Raw genomic sequence first — 22784 nt, 5'->3', positions numbered from 1 at the left:
CGGAGGGGAGCGCCTGTCGCGCGGATTGCGGACCGCGCGGAGCGATACCAGCGGGCATCGGCTGATGGCGGTCGGTGGGGGCTCCGCAATAATGCACGTGGATTCGGTAGCCGAAACGAGGTGCGTACATGACCACGGCGACGAGCCGGAGCTCCGCAGGCAACTACCGGGCAAGCTCCGCAAACCCGTGGCACGCGTTATGGGCGATGATCATCGGGTTTTTCATGATCATGCTCGATTCGACCATCGTCGCGATCGCCAACCCGACCATCATGGCGGTGTTGCATGTCGGCTACGCCACCGTGGTCTGGGTGACCAGCGCCTACCTGCTGGGGTACGCGGTGGTGTTGCTGGTGGCCGGCCGGCTGGGTGACCGGTTCGGGCCCAAGAACCTTTACCTGGCCGGGCTGACGGTGTTCACCGCCGCATCGCTGTGGTGCGGGCTGGCCGGCAGTGCCGGCGCGCTGATCACTGCTCGAGTGGTGCAGGGTGTGGGCGCCGGGTTGCTTACCCCACAGACGTTGTCGATCATCACCCGGACCTTTCCCGCTGCCCGTCGCGGTGTCGCGATGAGCATGTGGGGAGCGACTGCCGGGGTCGCCAGCCTGGTCGGGCCGCTGGCCGGGGGGGCGCTGGTCGGTGGGCTGGGTTGGGAGTGGATCTTCTTCGTCAACATCCCGATCGGCGTGCTCGGGCTGGCGCTGGCGGCCTGGCTGGTGCCGGTTCTGCCCGTCCGCGCGCAACGGTTCGACCTGATCGGTGTGGCGTTGTCCGGAATCGGCATGTTCTTGCTTGTTTTCGGGCTGCAGCAGGGTCAATCCGCGGGGTGGGAGCCGTGGATCTGGGCGGTGCTCGTCGCCGGGGTGGGATTGATGTCGGCGTTCGTCTACTGGCAATCGCTCCGCCGGTGCGCGCCGCTGATCCCGCTGGTGATCTTCAGGGACCGCGACTTCACCCTGTGCACCGTCGGCGTAGCCATCACGGCTTTCGCAACGACGGCGATGATGGTGCCGCTGATCTTTTATGCGCAGTCGGTGTGCGGGCTGTCGCCCGTTCGCGCGGCTTTGCTGATCGCGCCGGTGGCGATCACCAGCGGCGTGCTCGCCCCCTTTGTCGGCCGTATCGTCGACACCTACCACCCGCTGCCGGTGCTCGGATTCGGCTTTTCGGCGCTGGCGATCGCGATGACGTGGCTGTCCATCGAGATGGACCCCGGTACGCCGATCTGGCGGCTAGTGTTGCCGTTTTGCGTGATCGGCGTCGGGATGGCGTTCGTCTGGTCGCCGCTGGCCGCCACCGCCACCCGCAATCTGCGCCCCGACCAAGCCGGGGCGAGCTCGGGCGTCTACAACGCCACCCGGCAGCTCGGGGCGGTGCTGGGCAGCGCCAGCATGGCGGCGTTGATGACCTGGCGGATCAGCGCCGAGATGCCGACCTTGCCGGACGGGGCCCCCGGATTCGGCGGCGAAGGTGGTGGCCTGCAGCTGCCCGAGTTTGTCCGCGCACCCTTCTCGGCAGCGATGTCGCAATCGATGCTGCTGCCCGCGTTCGTCGCCTTGTTCGGGATCGTGGCCGCGCTGTTCCTGGTCGGCAGCACCGCTTCGGCGGCTTCCCGTCGGCTGCTCGTGCAGGAGGACCACGACCGGGGCGACTTACAGGACGAGGACGAGGACTTCGACGACGACGATTACGTCGAGTACATCCTGTGTCGCGAACCCGATCGGCGGCACCAGCCGGACGGCGAAATCCCGTGGATCTATGGGCAATCGGGCGGCGGACCGGCTGACGTCCCAGGCGACGTCGTCCGCAACGGGTCGCACCTTGACTCGTCACCGCAGACATCGACGCCGTCGCTGCTGGGGTCGGGCCAGCCGACGTACCGCGCGCATGACCTCGATGATCCACACGGCCCCGCCGGCTAGCGCTTTCTGCGGTGGGATCGGCCGGCCGCGTTGTTTCGGTTCGGCGCAGTGACGCTGTACAGCAATATGCCATCAGCGGCTCGGCCAGCGGTATGCAATCGGGTGGAGCGACCTTTGTTTCTCCTGGAAGTGGGACCGCGTCGCCCGCCGGAGCGGCCGTAGCGGCGACCCATAATAGAATTTAATTCTGTGAAAAACTGCCTCTACGCTGTACCAAGGCGCAACGTGCGAACATTTCATCCCGGCATCGATTCGGCCAATATCGAGCAGCTTGAAAAGCAATGCTAAGCATCTCGCAAAGGCATGATTTCGAGAATTAGAAGATTACCCGCCGATATCGGTTCGAGAAAGATCCGGCAGCTGTGAGAGAAATATCATCGGCGGGGGTCATACGTTAGGCCGATGCCAAATTCAATTCGATTCGAATTACGAAAACTCTGGCAACCGTCGCTTGTCGCCGTTCTCGCGATGCTTCTCGTGGCCGTCTGCGTTGTCGTCGTCACTCCGGTGGCCCGAGCTGCCGGCGTGACGGCGAAGCTGGCGGTGACATCGCAATGGAGTACCGGCTTTGTCGCCAACTACACGATCTCCAACTCGGATGCGACTGCGCTGTCCGACTGGAAGGTCGAGTTCGACCTGCCCGCAGGCGAATCCATCACTAATGCGTGGAGCACCAAACTCGCCCAGTCCGGCACGCACTACACGCTGACCCCCGAAGACTGGACGCGAACGATCGCCCCCGGCAGCTCGGTCACCGTCGGGTTCCAGGCCGCCCAGACCGGAACGTATTCACCGCCGGCGAACTGCCTGGTCAACGGACAGCCGTGCAGTGGTGCCGGGGCGACCACCACCACGTCCGCGCTACCGTCGACAACCACCACTACCCCGACCACCACGTCCACAACCTCCACCAGCGCGGCCACCACGTCATCCAGTGCGGCCACCACTACCGCGCCGACCGGGGCTGCCGCCGCCTACACCGCCGCCTTCGCCAAGACCAGCGACTGGGGCAACGGCTTCAACGGCAACTTCACGATCACCAACCCCGGCCCGACGCCGCTGAACGACTGGAAGCTCGAGTTCGACATGCCGGCCGGCCAGACCGTGACCAGCGCCTGGAATGCCAAGCTCGCCGCGCAGGGGACCCACTACGTGCTCACGCCGGAGGATTGGACGCGCACGGTGGCCGCCAACGGGGGCACGGCAAGCCTCGGCATGCAGGGCGCATACGCGGGTAGCTTCACCGCGCCGACGAACTGCACGCTCAACGGCCAGGCCTGCACGGGCAGTGGCGTCACGCCAGCCCCGACGACGATCACGACGACGCCGACCACCACGGCCCCGACCACCACCACGCCGCCCGTCACCCCCAGCGGGTCGACCCCGGCGCGATTCGCCCCCTACGTCGATATGACGCTCTACCCACAGTTCGACTATGCGTCGGCCACTCGCGCGGGGGGACTCAGGCACGTGACGCTGGGCTTCATCGTCAGCGGCGCACCGTGCACGGCATCATGGGGCACCTACTACGGGCTCAAGGACCAGTGGGTCACCTCGGCGATCGGAGCCCTGACCGCTGGCGGCGCCGACGCGATCGTCTCTTTCGGCGGAGTCGCCAATCAGGAGCTGGCGCTGACCTGTACCAGCGTCGATGCACTTGTTGCGCAATACAAGTCGGTGATCGACGCCTATGGGATCCGCGATCTGGACTTCGACATCGAGGGCGCGGCCCAGAATGACGTCGCGTCACTGACTCGCCGGTCGCAGGCGATCGCCAAGTTACAGGCGGACGGTAAGGCCGCCGGTAACCCGGTGCGCGTCTCGTTCACCCTTCCGGTGCTTCCCACCGGTCTGACCGTCGACGGGTTGCGGGTGGTGCAGAACGCCATTGCCAACGGTGTGGACATCGGCCAGGTGAACGTGATGGCGATGGATTATTACGACCCGGCCTTCGATTACAACGGCAAGATGGGCGACCTCGCGATTCAGGCGGCCCAGCGCGTCCACGATCAGCTGGCTGCGCTGTATCCGTCGAAGTCCGACGCTCAGCTCTGGGCGATGGTGGGGGTGACACCGATGATCGGGGTCAACGATGACCCCAGGGAGGTGTTCACCGTTGCCGACGCCGACAAGCTGACGGCTTTTGCCCGGCAGAAGGGTCTGGGCCGGCTTGCCATGTGGTCGGCCAACCGCGACTCGCAATGCCCGGCCGGTACTCCGCAACCGTCGAACACGTGCAGCGGTGTGACCCAAACCGCCTGGGCATTCTCGAGTTCCCTCAAGCAGTTCGGGGGGTGATCCACGCCGGCTGAGGGCAGGCCCCTCGGGTGGCTATGGGGGTGGCCTCGAGGTCAATGCCAAGAAGGCCCCCAAGTCGATCAATCCCGCGGGTGTGGTCGGCAGATATTGGGTCAGTAACTCGGAGCGCACGACGACCGCCGCGTACTGCGCCCGGCTGATGGCCACATTGAGTCGATTCCTGTTGAGCAGGAACGATATTCCGCGGGGAACGTCATCTGCCGAGGAGGCCGTCATCGAGATGAAGACGACGGGAGCCTGCCCACCCTGGAACTTGTCGACGGTGCCGACTCGGATTCCGTCCAGGCCCGCGGACTTCAATCGCCGCCGCAGCAACCCCACTTGGGCGTTGTACGGCGCCAGCACCAGCAGGTCGGAAGCCGTCAAAGGCCGGGTACCGCGCTCGTCGGTCCACGACCGTCCGAGCAGCGCCCGGATCTCAGCCAGTATCACCTCGGCCTCTTCCGGGCTTTCGGTCGAATTACCTTGGTGTGCAACGGAAAGCATATGCACGCCGGGCTGGTAGCCGGCAACGCGGCGGGCGCTGGTGCACTCGGCGTGGGACTGCAATCTGCCCTCGTAGGACAGCGTCGAAACGGCGGCACAGACTGCCGGATGCATTCGGTATGAGCGGTCCAGAAAATAGCCACGCTCGTCGGGCAGGGTGCGCTGCCCGTCGACCAGCCAATCCAGCGCGGAGGCGTCGACCGGTTCGGGATGAGTGCCCTGACTGACCTGAGGAAGCTGTTGGGGGTCGCCGAGCAGCAACATGTTCGTCGCCGCCGGCGCCACCGCGATGGTGTTGGCCAGACTGAACTGGCCGGCCTCGTCGATCACCAGCAGATCCAGGCCGCCGCGGGGCACGCGTTGATCGTTGGCGAAATCCCAGGCGGTGCCGCCGATCACGCATCCCGCATGGTCAGCAATGAATGCCGGGTAGTGCTTCTCGTCGATCTGCTGCCATCGCGCAGCAGTGCGGTCATACTTCTTCTTTGCGACGCACCGGGGATCCAAATCGGCGTCGATCACACAGTCCAACAGGTTCTCCACTGCGGCATGCGATTGCGCGACGACACCAATGCGCCAGGAATGCTCGATGACCAATCGCTTGATCACCTGTGCGGCGGTGTGCGTCTTGCCTGTCCCCGGCGGTCCATGTACCGCGACGTATGAGGCGTCCAGTCCCAGCACCGCCGCCGTAATGTCGGCGACGATGTCGGTTCCGCGCGGTAGCCGGGTGCGTGGCGGATGCCGCAGCAGCACGTCGACCAGCGCGGTACGGGGCAGTCGTGGCAGCCCGACGGCGAGCGCGGACGCCGTGGCCTCGATGGACTTGCGCAGCACCGTTGTCGGTACGGGTGGCCCGGGAGTCAGCGCGAACGGCAGTTGCTCAAACGTTTTGCCGTCACTGCCGGTTCGCTCCAGGATGACCACCTCGGTAGGCAGACCGGGGTCGTCGACCCCGACAACCTCGGCGTGGCCCGCGGCCCGGCGGTCGGGGTCGTCGCTCATGCCGGGCGGAGCCGGCGGGTCGTAGAGGGCGAACACGCTCGTCTTGAGGTCGCCACGCGCCAGCTCGCCGGTCAGCCGCACCCGCCGTTGCGGTTTGCGCGCTCGCGCAGGGGTATGCCAGGCGGCAACCACCGACTTTTCGTCGGCAACGAAAACGTCTGTGCTTTCAGACCATTCGTCGACCGGATAGTTCAGCCGGTCGAAGTGCGCCCACCAGAACGGCTTGTCCTCGCGGCGGTGGTAGCCGCGGGCCGCCGACAGCAACGCGACAACGTTCTGTTCCGGTGTGCGGTTGAGCGCTGTGTCGTCACCGACGAAGGTCGCCAATGCTGCGGCCAACTCATCGCGATCTTCGACCCGGCCGCTGTCGGGAACCGACTGGACCCCGATCGGTGTGACCCCTGCTTCCCAAGCGCGCATCAGTAACCAATCGCGCAGTTCGCGGGTGGAGCGGCAGTCGTAGTGGTTGTAGTCTTCGATCTCCTTGAGCACCGCCGCGGCCTCATCCGTACGGCCTGCGGCGCGAAATTCGCAGTAACGCGCGTAGCAGCTGATCGAGTCGGCTGCCGTCGTGACCTCACCGGCACGCAACCGGGTGCCCATATAGAGCGGCTCCAGCGCCTTGAGGCTGAACGACTCCGCGCCGGCGCGAAGGCTCTTGCGCACCAACGGGTAGAGGTCGACGAGAACACCGTTGCGTAACAGCTCGTCGATGTCGTCCTCGCCGACGCCGTAACGCCCGGCAAGCCGCAGCAGTGCCGTCTTCTCGTACGGCGCGTAATGGTAGATATGCATCTTGGGATGGCGACGGCGACGTTTGGCCACCAGCGCTAGAAAATCCTTGAGGGCCTGACGTTCCTGTGCCCGGTCGTGCGCCCACAGTGGCCGGAAGGCTCCCATCGGTCCGGCTTCCAATACACCGAACAGGTATTCCAGCCCCCACTCCTGGCCATCGGCGGTCCACAGCGGATCGCCTTCGAAGTCGAAGAACAGGTCGCCGGCGTCGGGTTCTGGCAATAGCGCCAGCGGCTGCGGGTCGACGACCTCGTACTGTGGCTCACCGGTATTATGTTGCCGCAGTTGTAGTTTAGCCTGCGCAGTCAGCTTGCCGAGGATGCTTGGGGCCAGGCCCGGCACCGGTTGGATGTGTTTGGCCAGCTCGTCGATTGTGGTGAGGCCGGCGTCCAGCAGCTTTTCCCGCTGGGTGACACGCATCCCGGCCACCAGCAGCAGGTCGTCGGTTGCGCGCAGTTGCTCTATGCACAGCGGACAACGAAAACAGGCGCGAACGCCAGGATCGTCCCAGCGCACCGCGGCGCCCGAGGCGTAATGATCGTCGAGCAGCCGCTGTAATACGGCGCGTTGGGACCGGTAAACGGGGATCAGGTCGCTAATCCGGTACCGCACCACGGCGCCGTCGCCCAGCTCCAACTCGGCCTCCGGTGCTACCGGCACCCCGCAGCCGGCTAGTGCGTCAGCGTAGGCCGCCAGCTGCAGCAGTGCGGTGACCTGAGGCGAGCGTGCCAACTTGGTGTCGGCGATCCGATAGCGTTCACCGTCTCGGATCAGGAAGTCGGCGAACCCCACGAAGCGGCCGGCGAACAGCGCAGCCTGATACACGACCCGGGCATGATTGGCGATGGCCTGTCGAGTCGCCGCCGCGGCGGCCGTCAGCCCGGCGAGCGTGTATGCCGGGCGACCGATCACGGCGACGCCATCACCGAACTCCTCGCGCAGTTGGTCGAGCCGGCGTCGTTCGTGTCGGTTCCCGAGTACGGCTGCTCTGGCGAGCAGTTCGTCCTCAACCGGCGCAGCCGGGCCGCGGCCTAGCTTCGCGTCGAAATCCCTGAGCAGCGCATACTCACAACGCGCGGCGGAGGCGAGATCCGATGCGCTGTAGACCAGGGTGCCGTCGCTGAGGAACACAACCGCAACGGTAGGTCAGGGGTCCGACATCGATGACGAACAGGCGTACCGCCTTGTTGGCTTTGGTCCTAGTGTCCCTAGTGTCCCTAGTGTCCCTAGTGTCCCTAGTGTCCCTAGTGTCCCTAGTGTCCCTAGTGTCCCTAGTGTCGGCGCGCCTGGCGATGGGGGCGCTCCGGCGGATGTGGCTTTCCCGCCGGAGCCGCCCAACGGTTGGGTCGGCGGCTGACCACGCTGAAGCATGGCTACGCCCTCGCGGGGGCGGGCCAAGTGGCACCGCTCGGTGCGAAAAGCCGGTGATTTGACCGCAAATGTGACGACTATGCTCCGGGACTGATTCGGTTACCCGCCTGGTGTGTTGCCGAGGACTTCGACGCCGCTGCCGTTCCAGCGGAATTTCACCAGGCTGTTCAAGCCGGTGATCCCGCCGGAGTACGTCAACGCGATCGTGTCTCCCGTGGACTGCGACTCGTCCACACCGGTGAACCCAAAGGTGTCGGGCACCCCCTGCTTGATGAATTGGCCGAGGTGGAACATCACCGCGCGAGTGGTGGGATTGGTGTCGTTTGTGTTGGCCTTGATGATCACCGCTGACAGCTGCGCGCACTCGTTATAGTTGCCGGCCAGCGGTTCCGGATTCCAGGGCTGCTGACTGCGGGGATCGCGAGGCAGCTCGGACACGACCCGGACGATTGCGGGCGAGGCGAGGTTGACCGCACACGGGTCGGCCGGGGCCGCACTACTGGTGGGTGGGGCAGCCGTCGCCGACGGCGGGTTCGTCGGGCTCGACGTGCTGGAGGCAGCGACGGGAGGTGTGGTTGCCTGCGGTGTCTTCGCGACCGTGGAATCCCCCGAACCACAGCCCGTCACTGTCGCGGCGACCAATACCGTCGCAGACACGCCCATGAATGGCGCGGCACGGCGGGGGAGCGACCACACAACGGGCACCGTACCGCGATCGGGCTGCAGATGGTGTCAGGCGTGGCCGCGCCAGCGAGATCTGGCGCCGGCTGGCCAGCTGCTCCCGGCGACGCCGGGCTCGCCGATGATGCGGTCAGTGCCCGAATGATCGTGCGCCGGGTCAAAGATGCTAACCAGGCCGGCGGGTTCTTTCCGGTCTTGCGATATCACCCGTTCTTCGCCGATTCAACCGAACCGCGCGTCAACGCCGACATCGCCCACCGCCGCCGCGCCGTCGCCGAAACCGTCTTCGCCGAGCTCATCGATGGACCCCTGGCACGAATCCCGTCCGGACGCATCGGCGCCAACTGCGCCTGGGTGCTGTGTGCGGCCATTGCCCACAACCTGTTGCGCGCTGCCGGAGTTCTCGCCGGCGCCCGACACGGCACGGCCCGCGGCGCAATACGGCGCCGCCACCTGGTCGACATCCCCGCCCGGCGGGCCGGTCCGCAACGCAGACCACCGCTGCGCCTGCGCAGTCACTGGCGCAGAGAACCAGTATGGCTTGCACTGTGGCACAACATAATCAGTCACACATCCACATCTGACTGACATCGCCCGACCCCACGACCTGGAACCAACAGGAAAGGCGGGGCGGACCGGCTGAATGGACGCACCCAGACCCTCTGAATCAAGATCAAACAATCAACAATTCGCGCAGCGCCGTCCATCGGTGGTTTTGAGGTGAAGCCTGAATCGCAAATGCCACAGGCGTCACTGGCGGAGACAGTGTTGTCGGTTTGCCCGGCTACCAGCGACAATCTCCGAAGCGAAGGTGCGGCAGCGCGATTTGTCGCTGAGAGCAAGGCACTTTTAGTGAGTCAACGCGCGCACGACCTCGGGGTGGTTGCAGTGGCTGGTGGGACTGGTGAGGCGCCGAAGGTCAGCGCGTCACGTGGACATGGTCAATCTTGCCGCGGCCCGGGGGATCGGTGGACCGGCCAACCCGGTGTGTCGCTCGTGGGGCCGTGTTGGCCCGCGCGACTGCATGCCGGAAATAATGTTGCAAAATAACATGTTTCGTGCGTTTGTCGATCAGCTGACGAGCGGCAAACCCGCATGTCTCGCTCCGCGGTTGACCGTAGTCGTCATCGTGAGCCAGGTCGGTGTACTTGCTGTCCGCGTCAGCGACGCGGTGCCTTGTCCGACGGGGTGACACGGAATCCCGATATGCCGAATGACTGCCGCGAAAAGCATTGCATTGAGCCACAATCTGCGACTGCCTACGTGGTCGGTGGCGGCATCGGCGCGTACTTCGACGCCTCGACGACCTTGAAGGTCACCGTCTTCATCGTGTCGTACAAATCGCTGGTAACGAAAACGAACATGTCCTTCCGGATGGCGTGACCCGGCGCAAGCGCCTCCACGAAAGCGGTGTCGTGTGCGATGCGATTTCCGTTGGCATTCAAGGCTTCAACGTCGACGCTGAAGGATGCGTTCTTATTGCCCTTGTTGCGGAGCGTCACAACCATCTTGCCGGGCTGGTACGGGTTGTCGTCAGTGACAAATTGACCGAACTGGACGTCGAGATCGTTCCGCAGAATATCTTCCGTGCTCCGGCCCGTTATGGCTTTCCGTGAGTCGCCTCGGTCCTTGAAGGAGTTGGCGATGACAACAATCCCAAAGGTCGCCAGGATCAGTGCCAGCACGCACAGGAGCGTGCCGGCAATGGCCATGGCCTTGCCCGTCCGGACCCCTTTGCTCGCCCGTACCATCGCGATGACGCCACACGCAAGGCCCACGACGGCGAACGGGAAGGCCGCTATCCCGAGGGCGGGAACCAGCCCTAAAGAAGAACCGAAGACCCCACACAATAGGGCGGTCACCGCCAAGCCGTTGCCCCTTTGTGGTTGCGGCGGGTGCTGCCAAGGACCGCGGGGGTGTGCTTCCCCCGCCGCTGGGGCCTGTTGCCACTCTTGCGGTGGCGGTTGGGAAGACAGGCAGACCCCGATCGGTGAAAGCCTCGTTGCTTATGGACGGAAGCTAAGCCGCAGTCCGTGCGGCACCAGTAGTGCCAGAAGTCCCTGACCAGAAGCTAAATGGTCCTTTCCAACCAGCTGGGGCCCAGACGCGGCGAAGCCAGCTTCCTGGTCCACCCACGACTAGGAAGGCGAGCTGCGCCGCGGCGGTCGCCGCGAATGTGGCCTCAGGCGCTGGTGTTTCGCCACTGCATTGCACCCTGCCATCGGTTAACGCAACCCCCGGAGGAAGATCTTGTCCAGGCGATCCCTTCACCCCCGAGGTACTTTCTTGGCTTCGGGCTACCGGGCAGAATTTTTCGGGGCGGTCGCTGTGCGGCCTTGGTTGCGGTGCTCCTGTCCCGCCCCCCCCGGCAGCCGATCGGCCACCGTGCCGTACGGCATAGCGGTGGATCCCGGCTAAACTCCGTGTGAAATGGTCACCTCGGACAACATGCCCGTCGCTCCTCCCGACACCTTCGTCGACCTGCAGATCCATCCCTCGGTCCTGCGGGCGATCGCTGCGGTCGGCTACGAGTCGCCGACGGCCATCCAGGCGGCAACGATTCCGGCGCTGATGGCCGGTTCCGACGTGGTGGGGCTGGCGCAGACCGGCACCGGCAAGACCGCCGCGTTCGCGATCCCGATCCTGTCCAAGATCGACGTCACCAGCACGGCGACCCAGGCGCTGATTCTGGCGCCCACCCGGGAGCTGGCCCTGCAGGTAGCCGAAGCCTTCGGCCGCTACGGGGCGTATCTGCCCAAGCTCAACGTGCTGCCGATCTACGGCGGGTCGTCTTATGCCGTACAGCTGGCCGGGCTGAGGCGCGGCGCGCAGATCATCGTCGGCACCCCCGGTCGAGTCATCGACCACCTGGAACGCGGGACGCTGGACCTGTCTCGGGTGGACTACCTGGTGCTCGACGAGGCCGACGAGATGCTGGCCATGGGTTTCGCCGAGGACGTCGAGCGCATCCTGTCCGACACCCCGGAATACAAACAGGTTGCCCTGTTTTCGGCGACCATGCCCTCGGCGATCCGCAAGATCACCACCAAGTACCTGCACGATCCCCTGGAAGTCACGTCCAAAGCGAAAACAGCTACCGCAGAGAACATTTCGCAGCGCTACATCCAAGTGGCCGGTCCGCGCAAGATGGACGCCCTCACCCGAGTCCTCGAGGTCGAGCCCTTCGAGGCGATGATCGTGTTCGTCCGAACCAAGCAGGCGACCGAGGAGGTTGCCGAAAAGCTAAGGGCCCGAGGTTTTTCCGCCGCGGCCATCAACGGCGACATTCCGCAGGCGCAGCGGGAGCGGACCATCACGGCGCTGCGTGAAGGCGGCCCCAACGGCATCGACATCCTGGTCGCCACCGATGTGGCGGCCCGCGGACTCGACGTCGAACGCATCTCGCATGTGCTCAATTACGACATCCCGCACGACACCGAGTCCTACGTGCACCGCATCGGACGCACCGGCCGGGCCGGCCGCTCCGGAGCCGCGCTGTTGTTCGTCTCCCCGCGCGAACGCCACCTGCTCAAGGCGATTGAAAAAGCCACCCGGCAAACGATGACCGAGGCCGAGTTGCCCACCGTCGAGGACGTCAACGCCCAGCGGATGGCTAAGTTCTCCGACTCGATCACCGACGCGCTCGCAAAACCTGGAGTCGAGCTGTTCCGCAAGCTGGTCGAGGATTACGAACGCGAGCATGATGTCCCGATGGCCGACATCGCCGCAGCGTTGGCATTGCAGTCGCGAGACGGCGAGGCATTCCTGCTGGCAGCCGAACCTCCACCCGAGCGGCGCAGCGAGACCAAGAAACGCGTGACCGACCAGCATGCCGAACGGCACGAAAAGCGCAGAAACGGCCCGGCGCTGAGCACGTACCGGATCTCGGTCGGCAAGCGTCACAAGATCGGCCCGGGAGCAATCGTCGGCGCAATTGCCAACGAAGGAGGGTTACACCGCAGCGATTTCGGGCACATCGCCATTGCAGCGGACTTCTCACTGGTGGAACTGCCCGCCAAGCTGCCACGCGCGACCCTCAAAAAGCTTGAGCACACCCGGATCTCGGGCGTATTGATCGACCTGCGGCCGGACCGGCCAGCCGACAAGGCACGCCGCTCCGACAGTGGCAAGACACGCCGGAAACGGGTCGGATGACCCTGTTCAAGGCCGAGGACGAGCAAGGCGGACTCGAGCAGATCTCACACGTGGACCGCGTCGCGTCGTTGACCGGAATCCGGGCAGTCGCCGCCCTTTTGGTGGTCGGCACCCATGCGGCTTACACCACCGGCAAGTACACCCACGGCTATTGGGGTCTGGTGTCGTCCCGGATGGAGATCGGTGTGCCGATCTTCTTCGTGCTGTCGGGTTACCTGTTGTTCCGTCCCTGGGTGCGCTCTGCCGCCACCGACGGCCCTCCACCTTCGCTGAGCCGCTATGCCTGGCATCGGGTGCGGCGGATCATGCCGGCCTACGTCGTCGTCGTGCTGATCGCCTATGTGATCTACCACTTCCGCACCGCCGGGCCCAACCCCGGACACAGCTGGATGGGGCTGGTGCGCAACCTGACGTTGACCCAGATCTACACCGATGGCTATCTGGGTTCCTATCTTCATCAGGGGCTGACCCAGATGTGGAGCCTGGCGGTGGAGGCAGCTTTCTACGTGGCCCTGCCATTCCTGGCCTACGTGCTCCTGGTGCTGGTCAGCCGGCGGCGCTGGCAGCCCAGGTTGATGGTCGGGGCGCTGGCGGGAATGGCAACCATCACGCCGGTCTGGTTGGTCCTGATCCACACCGTTGGCTGGTTTCCCGACGGAGCTCGCCTCTGGTTACCCAGTTACCTGGCGTGGTTTCTCGGCGGCATGATGCTGACCGTCTTGCAGGCCATGGGAGTGCGCTGCTACGCGTTTGCCGCACTGCCGTTGGCCGCCATCTGCTATTTCATCGCCTCCACGCCGATCGCCGGCGCGCCCACGACCTCGCCGTCGGCGGTGACCGAGGCAGTGGTCAAGGCGTGCTTCTACGCAGTGATCGCAACGCTGGCGGTGGCACCGCTGGCCCTCGGCGATCAGGGCTGGTACTCGCGGCTGCTGGCCAGCCGACCGATGGTGTGGCTTGGTGAGATCTCCTACGAGATCTTCCTGGTCCACCTGGTGACCATGGAATTCGCCATGGTTCACGTGGTCCGCTACCGGGTATACACCGGGTCGATGCTGAAGCTCTTCATCGCGACGATGGTGGTGACCATCCCGGTGGCATGGCTGCTGCACCGGTTTACCCGAGTCAAGACGTAGGTGTCGGCGCCGTCCGGTCGTTCAGCTTTTTAGGTTACCCTGCCCTAAATTGATGCGAATACGACGAAGGAACAACAACGACTCATGACCGAACACAAGGCGTCACGGGGCTGGCAGGGTGCGGTGTTGAAGCTCATGCGGGCCGGAGACTACCGGCTGACGGTGACCGGTTGGCGCGAGATCAGCCCCCACTACCTGCGGTTGAGCTTCGATGACGGCGGGATGTTGGGTGAACATGCCGTACATCCGACCATGTGGATCCGGATGTGGTTCTCCGATGGCGACAGATCGCACCAGCGCGGTTACACACTGGTCGACCCCGATCCGGCTGCGGGTGCATTCGATGTCGAGTTCGCCCTGCACGAGGGCATCGCGTCGGACTGGGCACGAAACGCGCAACCCGGCGACACCATCGAGGCGACGGTGCTGGGCAGCAAGTTCGCCATCCCAGATCCGGCACCCGGCGGCTACGTCATCGTCGGCGACACCGCATCACTGCCGGCGATCAACTCCTTGCTCGAATCGATCGGCGCCGCCCCCGCGCGAGTGTTTCTCGAGGCCGGCCACGACGAGGACAAATCGCTACCGGTCGCCCGCACCGACGACGTGACGTGGGTGGATCGCAAGGACGACGGCAACGCGCTGGTCGAGACGGTGCGCGGGGCGGCGTTCGACGCGGGCGATTACTTCGGCTGGGTCGCCAGCAGCACCCGCACCACCCGCTCGGTCGCCAAGGCACTGCGTGAGGACTTCGGCATTCCGCGCAAATCCATTAAGGCACAAGCTTATTGGATGGCCTGACCGGTACATCGTGACCGCACCCGAGGTCTGCGCTGGCAGGGTCAACCGCGGGCACGGAGCGTGATCGCCACCGTCTGGGGCGGTGTGCCCGGCGCGTCGATTACTTCCGCATCACCGGTACCGTCGGGACCCTCGGTTCCACCGGGACTCGGTGTATGGGCGGGACGGGCCTAGGCGTGGGTCTGGGAGGTGGCGTGGGCGCCGGGGCCGGTGCCGGTGTGGGTCTCGGAGGTGGCGGCGGGGTCACCGGCGGCGGCGTTGTCGTGGGTGGTGGAGTCACCGGCGGCGGCGGTGTCGTGGGCGGTGGCGGTGTCGTGGGTGGTGGCGGTGTCACCGGCGGCGGCGTTGTCGTGGGTGGCGGGTTCCCGCACGGCAGTGTGGGTATCCGCGGCAGGCCTTTGAGCAACTGCTGAATCGGGAATAACTGCGACCAGGCCTGCGAGACGCCCAGGTGATAGCCCAGCATCACCGCCACATCGTGGGCCCACATCTCCTCATATTCGGCTTCCATTGCCATGATCGCCGGGATGTTGAACCCAAAGATGTTGGTATTTGCCAGGGCCCGGGTGATAGCCCGGTTCGCCTCAATGATCACGGGCGATACTGCGCCGGCGATCGCCGCCTCGAAAGCCGCCGCCACGGCGCCGGCTTGGCAGGCCGCGCCCTCGGAATGGGAAGCCGCGGTGGCGAGCCACGCCGCATACGGCGCGGCCGCCTCGGTCATCTTCGTCGCTGCCGCACCTTGCCATGCTCCGCACGCCAGGTTCGAGGTCACCGATGCGAATGATGCTGCCGCCGAGCTCAACTCGCCGGCCAACTCACCCCAGGCTGTTGCCGCCGCCAGCATCGGACCCGATCCGGCGCCGGTAGCCAACAGTGCCGAATTGATCTCTGGGGGAAACATGGCGTACGACATTGTCGATCCTTCCGTTGGAGGCACTCAACTCAGTTGCTTGCACTGCACGTAGCCGTGCCTCGTCGGCGTCCACTCCGGCGGGCTCCCCTGGCTGCAAACCGGACCCCAGTTGCCAACGACCGCGTCGCTGCGTCGGTAACCGTCGTCAACCGGGCGAGAACGCAAAGCCGGCTCCCCATAACCGGCCGCCCGCCCGGGCAAGACGCGCCGTCTGCTGCGCGTTACCGACATGCCGCGGAAACCACCCTCCACCCCGGCTGAACATTCCCGTCCGCGCGCCGAAGCGCCAAGCCCCCGGCGCAGGATTCGCCTTATCTTAGAACGCGGACGCCGTGCCAGGACGGGATTAAACAAATTCGGCCGGCGCTGTGCACCGGCCGCACGCGCTCATGAAAGAAGCGCTTAGGCGGCAGGTGTTTTCGCATGCCCAAACCTCGGCGGCGGTACCGGCGGAAGTGGCGGGTTGCCGCGGGAAGCTCGATGGACCATCTTGGTGGCGCGAACGGCCGGCAGCCGCATCATGACGTTGTGCAGTGGCTAGCGGGAGTTTCCGGCCTTTCTTGATTGTGGGTCTGGTTTCGCCTGGTGGGATGGCTTTTTCGGGCAGCGCTGGTGTATTACCCAACTCGCTGTGAGGGGCCCGGCGGGGTCAGCGGGTGGGTGCGTATTGGTGGATGTCGAACAGGTCGGCCAGTTTCTGTTGGGTGGGGGTGGTGTCGGTGAGCATGCGTTGCACGCGGGGGCGTCCCTTGCCGCCGTCGTGGTAGAGCAGCACGGTTTCTTCGATGCCGGCGAGCTGGTCGAGTAACTCGCGCACGGACAGGTGCAGCCCAGCCTGGTCGGCGTGGCGGCGCATCAGGTGGGCGACGGCCAAGGCGAGCACGCAGTAGGACACGTGTACGCGGATCTTGGAGTCGGTCCAGTGGTGCATTGGGCTGAACGAGACCACGTGCGGGTCCTTGAGCTGGCGGAAGCCGAATTCGGCGTCGGATTGGGAGCGGTAGGCGGCCACGATGTCGGGCACCGGCCAGTCGCGGTTGGTGAACAGGATCCGTTTGCCGAAGATTCGTTGTTCCAAGCGTTTTCGGGCTTTGCTGTCGGTGTGCCAGGCCAGCCGCAACTCGGCGGGCTGCTCGCCGGTGAGGGTGACGGTGATGATATCGGCCACCCAGCGGGGTTTGCAGATCGCAGCGATCTGGGCCTGCACCTTGTCGCGGTCGCGGCGGGTGTGGCCGCGGGCCAGGCGGGCGGCCAGCTCGGCCAGCCGACGCCGCGCCTTGGCCAGGGTCTGGTCCAGGCCGCGGGCCTGCTTGGCCGCCAGGTTCGCCGAGTGGGTCAGCACCGCGCGGCGGGTCACCCCGAGCGCGGTGACGGTGGTGTCGACGAAAGTCAGCCCGGGATAGCGGTCTTCGTCGACGACACGGTAGTCGCGCGCCGGGATGCCCAGCAGGTCGGGGTGATCGCTGGGCGGCAGCGACCCGACGAACCCGATCCCGTGCTCTTCGACGACCGTGTGGTTGTCGCCGCTGTTTTGCCCGGCGTCATAGACCACGGTCAGCGACTCGACCGAGGACACCAGGTCGCGGTAGCGGGCCACCAGCTCGTCGATGACCGTGGGGAACTGGGTGACATCAGGCCGATCACCGGGATAGGCGTGGCTGATCACCGGCACCCCGCCGTCGCGGGTGATGACCAGCGCCAACCCGACCAGCCGCAGATCGGTGCGTTTCTGTTTGGCCTTGCCGCGCTGCGCGATCGACGCCTTCGCGTTGCCGGTGTCGATGAAGGTGGCGAAGTTGGTCATGTCCAGCGCCAGCCCGGTCAAATCCAGCCCGAACTCGCCGACCATCGCCCGCCCGAGCCGGGTCTCGATCTCGCGCAGCTCGCTCTCGCCGAGGCGGTCCATCGCGTCCCAGAACCGGCGGTGATCCAGCGCGGCGCGGCCCAGCTTCACCCATCGCGGCCCGGCCGTGCTGGCCCACCAGTCGGCGAATTCGCGTTTGGAGCACGGGTCGACGATTCGGTTCGCGCATGCCAGCGCGATGTAGGTGCCCACCGACGCGGCCGCGTCCGCGCGACGCGGCGCCACCTCGTCGACGATCCCGGCCACGTCCAGCCGCCTCAGCGTCGACCACACCGCCGCCAGATCCCCGAACTGCTTGTGCTGGCTGCGGATCGGCTGCCCGCTCGGCGTCGCCGACAGCTTGGCCAGCACCTCATCGGCGCTGCCCAGATACTGCTGGGACACGATGCGCGGCTTGCCGCCCACCCGCGCCGATTCCACCAGGTAGTAGTAGGTCTGCTTGCCGCGGCGCTTCCCCACGATCGACGCCATATATGGGTAATACTCTCTCGTCACACAAACCTCAAGCACCACAACGAAAGACACGCCGATCAACTAAAAAGGCCGGAAACTCCCGCTAGGGGGAGGCCGATACCGGGACCACGACGGGGACGACGAAATCTTCGATCATGGCCCGCTCGTCGGCTTCGTCCCGTCCCGGGAACGTCAGTAGCGAGATGATCACGCGCACGGCCCAACGGGCCCGGCGTTCGAGGCCGGCGCCGTCACCGGAGCCGAGTGACTGTAGGAACGCAGCGGCCAGAGCGGTAATTACTTCCGACTGTCCGGCCAACTCGCCGCCGATGGGCGGACGGGTCGCGGCAAACCACGCCGCCAGCGCAGGGCTCTCGCGCACCATCCGCAAGGTAGCGGCGATACTCGCGACGAGCCGTTCCTGCGGATCCTCGACCCCGCTGATGTGCTGCATGATTTCACGACCGAGCCGCCTGGTCTCCCGGTGCACATAGGCAGCCCGCAACGCCTCGCGGCTGTCGAAGTACCTGTACAGCGTCGCGCGAGAACATCCTGCGGCCCTGGCGATCTCGTTCATGCCGATCGAGCCCGGGTCGCGCTCAGTGTAGAGCTGCGCAGCGGCGTCGAGGATGCGGTCTGCGGCCACCTCGGTGCGGCGCGCAGCCAGCCAATCGGTTCCGGCCATTACGACCGCACCCGAAACGGCACCGACAACGGCCGGCGGACGTAGCTGCCCCCGGACCACACGATTGCGGGCTCGTCAATTTCGAAGTCCGGGCAGCGGCGCAGCAGTTCGGTCAGGGCGACCCGTGACTGCATGCGCGCCGCCGCCGCACCCAGGCAATGGTGCGCACCATGACTGAAGGTCAAGATGTTGCGCGGGCACCGGGCGACGTCGAGTTCACCTGCGTCCGACCCGTATTGGCGCTCGTCGCGGTTGGCCGACCCGTATAGCAGCAAAACCTTGCGGCCCGCCGGGATGGTGGTGTCGCCGATCTTCACGTCATCGGTGACGGTGCGTGCCAAGCCCTGTACGGGCGAGGTGAGCCGCAGTAGTTCCTCGATTGCATCGGGTATGCGTTCTGGTTGGTCCACCAGCAGCCGCCGCTGATCGGGCCGCTGCTGAAGCAACGGCATCGACCCGCCAAGCATTCCGGTGACGGTGTCGTTGCCACCGGTGACCATGGTGAACGTAAAGGCAAGTATCGAAAGGGTGCCGGCGATGTCCCCGTCTGCCCCGACCCCGGCGGATACCAGGTGTGAAATCGTGTCGTCCCCGGGTTCGGTTCGGCGGCGCTCGATCAATCCGGTGAAGTAGCCCATCATCGTGCCGACCGCATCGCCGACCGTTTCCAGTGCGCCGGCGATGCCGCCTTCGGCAGTGTTGGCCGCGACGATGGCTTGGGTCCAGCGGTCGAACTGGGCGCGATCCTCTTCGGGCACCCCGAGATAGTGCGCGACCACCATCGACGGCAGGGGTTTGAACAGCTCGGCGGCAATGTCGCCGCCGCCGTTGGCGCGCAGCCTCTCGATGCGCTCGACGACGAACTCTTTCACCTTGGGCTCTACCGCCTCGACCTGTCGGGGAGTGAAACCGCGCGATACCAGCTTGCGAAACTCGGTGTGCACCGGCGGGTCCTGCATCACCATCGGCGGGTTGTCTTGCAGCCCGATCAACTCCAGCTCACCGTAATTGACCGTGAGCCCCTGTGCCGAGGAGAACGTCTGATGGTCGCGGGCCGCTGCCCAGACGTCGGCATGCCGGGACAGCACGTAGTAGTCCTGGCCCGGGCTTCCGGGCGGGACGACGTGGTGGACGGGGTCATGGTCTCGCAGTGCCCGGTACATCGGCCAGGGATTGGCCCATGTTTCAGCATTGGCGAGCTGAAACACCGGCGGAGCCTTATGAGACACTAGAGCTGTCATGTCTCATTGATACGACAGCTATCGGCTATCTGTCAACAGTGCGGCATCGAGTGTGCGTCCAGGGATTCCACAGTGAGGCCCGGGCGCCGCCGCGGGCCTTGGGCTCGCCCTGGCCGCACAGTCGACGCCCTGGCCGCACAGTCGACGCCCTGGCCGCACAGTCGTACGCCCTGGCCGCTCAGTCGACGCCGTGGCCGCATGAATCGCCCCGAAGAGACTGCGACCAATCAGATCCCGCTGCCGGGGTTGAGGATGCTCAGCGGGTCCAATGCCTGCTTGATGCGCCGGTTGAGATTCATCGCGTCAGGCCCGAGGTAACCCGCCAGCCACGGCCGCTTCAGCCGGCCGACGCCGTGTTCGCCGGTGATTGTGCCGCCCAGCCCGACGGCCAGGTCCATGATTTCGCCATACGCGAGCTGGGCGCGCTCGGTCATTGCGACGTCTGCGGGGTCATAGACGAGCAGGGGATGGGTGTTGCCATCGCCGGCATGGGCGATCACCGAGATCATCAGCTCGCGCTCGTCGGCGATCCGGGCAATGCCGGTGACCAACGAGCCCAGCGCGGGCAAGGGCACCCCGACGTCTTCCAGCAACAGCGATCCCTTGGTCTCCACCGCCGGGATGCAGAATCGACGAGCCGCGACAAACGCCTCGCCCTCGTCCGGGTCGTCGGTCGAAAACACTTCGGTGGCACCGTTGTCGGTGAAGACGCCGGCCATGACCGCGGCGTCTTCGGCGCCGGCGCCGCCGCGCTCGTCTGAGCCGGCGACCAGCATGGCCGCGGCACCGCGATCCAAGTCCATGCGCATGGTGTCCTCGACGGCGTTGATGGCCACCGAATCCATGAACTCCAGCATTGACGGGCGAAGCCGCGAAGTGACGCCGAGCACCGCCTCGACGGCCGACTCCACCGAGGCAAAGCTGGCCACCACGATGCTCGACGCATGCGGCGCGGGCAGCAGCCGCAATGTCACCTCGGTGATGACGCCCAGCGTGCCTTCGCTGCCGACGAACAGCTTGGTCAGCGAGAGCCCGGCCACATCCTTCAAGCGGGGCCCGCCCAACCGGACCGCGGTGCCGTCGGCCAGTACCACCTGCATTCCCAGCACATAGTCGGTGGTGACGCCGTACTTCACACAGCACAAACCACCGGCGTTGGTGGCGATATTGCCCCCGATGCTGCAGATCTCGAACGACGACGGGTCCGGCGGATACCACAAGCCGTGTTCGGCGGCGGCCTGCTTCACCTCGGCATTGAACAGGCCGGGCTGGCATACCGCGGTCCGGGTGACCGGGTCGATGCTGATGTCGCGCATCTTCTCCGTCGACAGCACGATTCCGTTGTCCAAAGCGGTGGCCCCGCCCGACAATCCGGTGCCGGCTCCGCGGGTGACCACCGGTACCCGGTTGGCGGTGGCCCAACGCAGGACGGTTTGCACCTCGTCGGTGCGGCGCGGCCGGACCACGGCCAGCGGCTTGCCCGCCGACCGATCAAAGGCGCGGTCGTGACGGTAGCCGTCGGTGACGGCGGGGTCGGTGACGACCATCCCCTCCGGCAGGCTACCGATCAGGCTTGCCAGCAACTCTGCACTCGCCGGACCGTCCACCGGATCGATCCTACGGGCCGGTCGAGCAGCAGAAGCTCCGCATCCTCGGCAGCTGACCCGCTACACCGGCGAACTTTGCCGAGGCATCTCTTCGGGCGCGCGGTCAAGTTCCCGAAGCGATGGGAGCCGGGTACACACCAGGCCGGTCAGCAAGATCGGCAGCGCCAACGCCAAGAACGTCACGTTCAGTCCGGCTGCGTCGGTCAACGGGCCGGCCAGGAGTAGTCCCAACGGGCCGGCGGCAAAGGCCAGCGACGTCATCACTCCGACCACCCGGCCGCGCAGATGGTGCGGCGCCCGGGTTTGCATCACGTAGTTGTAGATGGGCTGGATCGGCCCGTAGACCAGCCCGATCACTGTGCAGCACACCAGGATCACCGGCAATGGCGGCAGCAGTGCGATGACAGCCGTCGCGGCACCGAGGGTGAGCACCGCGGTGAGCATGATCGTGCGCCGGCTCACGTAGTTCGACACCGTCGCGTAGCCGAGTGCGCCGACCAGTCCGCCCAGGCAGATCGCCATCAACACCGAGCCCAGCTGGGCCGGTTGGTGGCGGTCGGCGAAGTATTTGGGGAACAGCACGCTTTCCATGGGCAGGTACAGCGCGGTCACGGACAGGTCGATCAGCGCCAGCGCGCGCAATACCCGCAAACTCCACACGAACCGAAGTCCCTCGGCAACTCCGGAAACCAGCCCCTCGGGGCGGGTGGTGTGATGCGGCTTGCCGGTGCCCTCGAGCCGCAGGGCGGCAATGGCAAGGATGGACAACCCGAACGCCACCGAGGTGATCCACATCGTGTTGATGCCGCCGACCGTTGCGATCATGACGCCGCCGATGCCCGGACCCACCACGAAGGCGAGGTTGAGGATGGCCTCGTAGGTGCTGTTGACCCGATCCAGCGACCAGCCCGCCCGGGCTGCGGCCTCGGGCAGCATCGACTGGCGCGCGGTTATCCCGGCCGGGTCGAAGGCGGCCGAACAGGCGCCCAGTGCCGCAAGCACCGCCACGTTGACGGCACCGGTGCCCAACGCCCAGGCCACCAGCGGGACGGTGGCCACCGCGGTCCCGGATAGGGCGTCGGCCACCATCGACACCCGACGACGGCCGAAGTAGTCGACCGCGGTGCCCGCGATCAGCGTCGAGAACAGCAGCGGCAGGGTGGTCGCGCCGGCAACGATCGACGCCTGCCCCGCGCTGCCTTCGCGCTGCAACACCAGCCAAGGGAACGCCACGATCGAGATACCGTCGCCCGCACACGCCATCAAAGTGGCGAACAGGATCAGAAACACCGGGCCGCGGCTGTTGTTGTTCATGGGTATCGCGGCTGAATCTAACGTCACGGCCGT

The 22784-nt window shown here is 65.8% G+C and carries 14 protein-coding genes and 3 pseudogenes; 7 read left to right on the top strand and 10 right to left on the bottom strand.

The annotated features are described in order from the left end of the window. Nucleotides 1–128: 128 nt before the first annotated feature. The 3 genes and pseudogenes from EET10_RS20640 (at nt 129) to EET10_RS20635 (ending at nt 4220) form a co-directional block, all read left to right on the top strand. The gene (locus EET10_RS20640; protein ID WP_082273204.1) at nt 129–1922 is read left to right on the top strand and encodes an MFS transporter; all 1794 of its coding nucleotides are present in this window, start codon (nt 129–131) and stop codon (nt 1920–1922) included. Between the two features lie 402 nt (nt 1923–2324). After that, nucleotides 2325–2753 (top strand): annotated as a pseudogene (locus EET10_RS32000) (cellulose-binding domain-containing protein); the annotation flags it as partial. Further along, nucleotides 2730–4220, top strand: coding sequence for a cellulose binding domain-containing protein (locus EET10_RS20635; RefSeq protein ID WP_246013742.1), 1491 nt, complete (start codon nt 2730–2732; stop codon nt 4218–4220). The pseudogene EET10_RS32000 and the gene EET10_RS20635, both read left to right, overlap by 24 nt. A 33-nt stretch (nt 4221–4253) precedes the next feature. Here EET10_RS20635 and EET10_RS20630 read toward each other — a convergent pair whose 3' ends face one another. Then, entirely contained in the window at nt 4254–7658 is a 3405-nt protein-coding gene (locus EET10_RS20630; RefSeq protein ID WP_122502445.1) for a TM0106 family RecB-like putative nuclease, read from the bottom strand. 339 nt (nt 7659–7997) lie between these two features. Continuing rightward, on the bottom strand, nt 7998–8561 hold the full coding sequence (locus EET10_RS20620) for an LppP/LprE family lipoprotein (RefSeq protein WP_167480204.1): 564 nt from the start codon (nt 8559–8561) through the stop codon (nt 7998–8000). A 147-nt stretch (nt 8562–8708) separates the two neighbouring features. Between EET10_RS20620 and EET10_RS20615 the strand changes: the two are divergent. After that, nucleotides 8709–9167, top strand: a pseudogene (locus EET10_RS20615) (IS1380 family transposase); the annotation flags it as partial. A gap of 671 nt (nt 9168–9838) precedes the next feature. Here the strand turns inward: EET10_RS20615 and EET10_RS20610 are convergent. After that, complete coding sequence (locus EET10_RS20610; protein WP_136622994.1) at nt 9839–10447, bottom strand: DUF4190 domain-containing protein; 609 nt, start codon at nt 10445–10447, stop codon at nt 9839–9841. 562 nt (nt 10448–11009) lie between these two features. Between EET10_RS20610 and EET10_RS20605 the strand changes: the two genes are divergently transcribed. The 3 genes from EET10_RS20605 to EET10_RS20595 all read left to right on the top strand — a co-directional run bounded on the left by EET10_RS20605 (nt 11010) and on the right by EET10_RS20595 (nt 14671). Continuing rightward, entirely contained in the window at nt 11010–12734 is a 1725-nt protein-coding gene (locus tag EET10_RS20605) for a DEAD/DEAH box helicase (RefSeq protein WP_036400472.1), read from the top strand. Beyond that, nucleotides 12731–13870: an acyltransferase family protein gene (locus tag EET10_RS20600; RefSeq protein ID WP_122502442.1), complete on the top strand. Its 1140-nt coding sequence runs from the start codon at nt 12731–12733 to the stop codon at nt 13868–13870. The genes EET10_RS20605 and EET10_RS20600 overlap by 4 nt, the downstream gene beginning before the upstream one ends. Nucleotides 13871–13954: 84 nt before the next feature. Then, a complete protein-coding gene (locus EET10_RS20595; protein ID WP_036400470.1) occupies nt 13955–14671 on the top strand; it encodes a siderophore-interacting protein in 717 nt (238 codons plus the stop codon). 170 nt (nt 14672–14841) lie between these two features. Here EET10_RS20595 and EET10_RS31050 read toward each other — a convergent pair whose 3' ends face one another. The 7 genes and pseudogenes from EET10_RS31050 to tap form a co-directional block, all read right to left on the bottom strand. After that, nucleotides 14842–15042: a hypothetical protein gene (locus EET10_RS31050; protein WP_036400469.1), complete on the bottom strand. Its 201-nt coding sequence runs from the start codon at nt 15040–15042 to the stop codon at nt 14842–14844. Nucleotides 15043–15152: 110 nt separating this feature from the next. Next, a pseudogene (locus tag EET10_RS31045) lies at nt 15153–15575 on the bottom strand (PPE family protein); the annotation flags it as partial. Between the two features lie 661 nt (nt 15576–16236). After that, complete coding sequence (locus EET10_RS20585) at nt 16237–17922, bottom strand: IS1634 family transposase (protein WP_122501864.1); 1686 nt, start codon at nt 17920–17922, stop codon at nt 16237–16239. 85 nt (nt 17923–18007) lie between these two features. Next, a complete protein-coding gene (locus EET10_RS20580; RefSeq protein WP_036400468.1) occupies nt 18008–18589 on the bottom strand; it encodes a TetR/AcrR family transcriptional regulator in 582 nt (193 codons plus the stop codon). After that, nucleotides 18589–19830, bottom strand: coding sequence for a cytochrome P450 (locus EET10_RS20575; protein ID WP_051490318.1), 1242 nt, complete (start codon nt 19828–19830; stop codon nt 18589–18591). The genes EET10_RS20580 and EET10_RS20575 overlap by 1 nt, the downstream gene beginning before the upstream one ends. A 227-nt stretch (nt 19831–20057) precedes the next feature. Next, complete coding sequence (locus tag EET10_RS20570; protein ID WP_122502834.1) at nt 20058–21377, bottom strand: FAD-binding oxidoreductase; 1320 nt, start codon at nt 21375–21377, stop codon at nt 20058–20060. A 120-nt stretch (nt 21378–21497) separates the two neighbouring features. After that, complete coding sequence (tap, locus tag EET10_RS20565; RefSeq protein ID WP_036400463.1) at nt 21498–22751, bottom strand: multidrug efflux MFS transporter Tap; 1254 nt, start codon at nt 22749–22751, stop codon at nt 21498–21500. Nucleotides 22752–22784 lie beyond the last annotated feature (33 nt).

Origin of the sequence: Mycobacterium pseudokansasii (assembly GCF_900566075.1) — a bacterium.
Taxonomy (GTDB): domain Bacteria; phylum Actinomycetota; class Actinomycetes; order Mycobacteriales; family Mycobacteriaceae; genus Mycobacterium; species Mycobacterium pseudokansasii.
Note: the sequence above shows the minus strand (reverse complement) of the source record. Positions and strands in the feature narration are given on the sequence as shown.

Excerpts from the sequence above, each read along its gene's own strand:
- EET10_RS20640 (WP_082273204.1), top strand. The coding sequence starts at position 129 with ATGACCACGGCGACGAGCCGGAGCTCCGCAGGCAACTACCGGGCAAGC.
- EET10_RS20620 (WP_167480204.1), bottom strand. The coding sequence starts at position 8,561 with ATGGGCGTGTCTGCGACGGTATTGGTCGCCGCGACAGTGACGGGCTGT.
- EET10_RS20605 (WP_036400472.1), top strand. The coding sequence starts at position 11,010 with ATGGTCACCTCGGACAACATGCCCGTCGCTCCTCCCGACACCTTCGTC.
- EET10_RS20600 (WP_122502442.1), top strand. The coding sequence starts at position 12,731 with ATGACCCTGTTCAAGGCCGAGGACGAGCAAGGCGGACTCGAGCAGATC.
- EET10_RS20595 (WP_036400470.1), top strand. The coding sequence starts at position 13,955 with ATGACCGAACACAAGGCGTCACGGGGCTGGCAGGGTGCGGTGTTGAAG.
- EET10_RS20585 (WP_122501864.1), bottom strand. The coding sequence starts at position 17,922 with ATGGCGTCGATCGTGGGGAAGCGCCGCGGCAAGCAGACCTACTACTAC.
- EET10_RS20580 (WP_036400468.1), bottom strand. The coding sequence starts at position 18,589 with ATGGCCGGAACCGATTGGCTGGCTGCGCGCCGCACCGAGGTGGCCGCA.
- EET10_RS20575 (WP_051490318.1), bottom strand. The coding sequence starts at position 19,830 with ATGACAGCTCTAGTGTCTCATAAGGCTCCGCCGGTGTTTCAGCTCGCC.
- EET10_RS20570 (WP_122502834.1), bottom strand. The coding sequence starts at position 21,377 with ATGGTCGTCACCGACCCCGCCGTCACCGACGGCTACCGTCACGACCGC.
- tap (WP_036400463.1), bottom strand. The coding sequence starts at position 22,751 with ATGAACAACAACAGCCGCGGCCCGGTGTTTCTGATCCTGTTCGCCACT.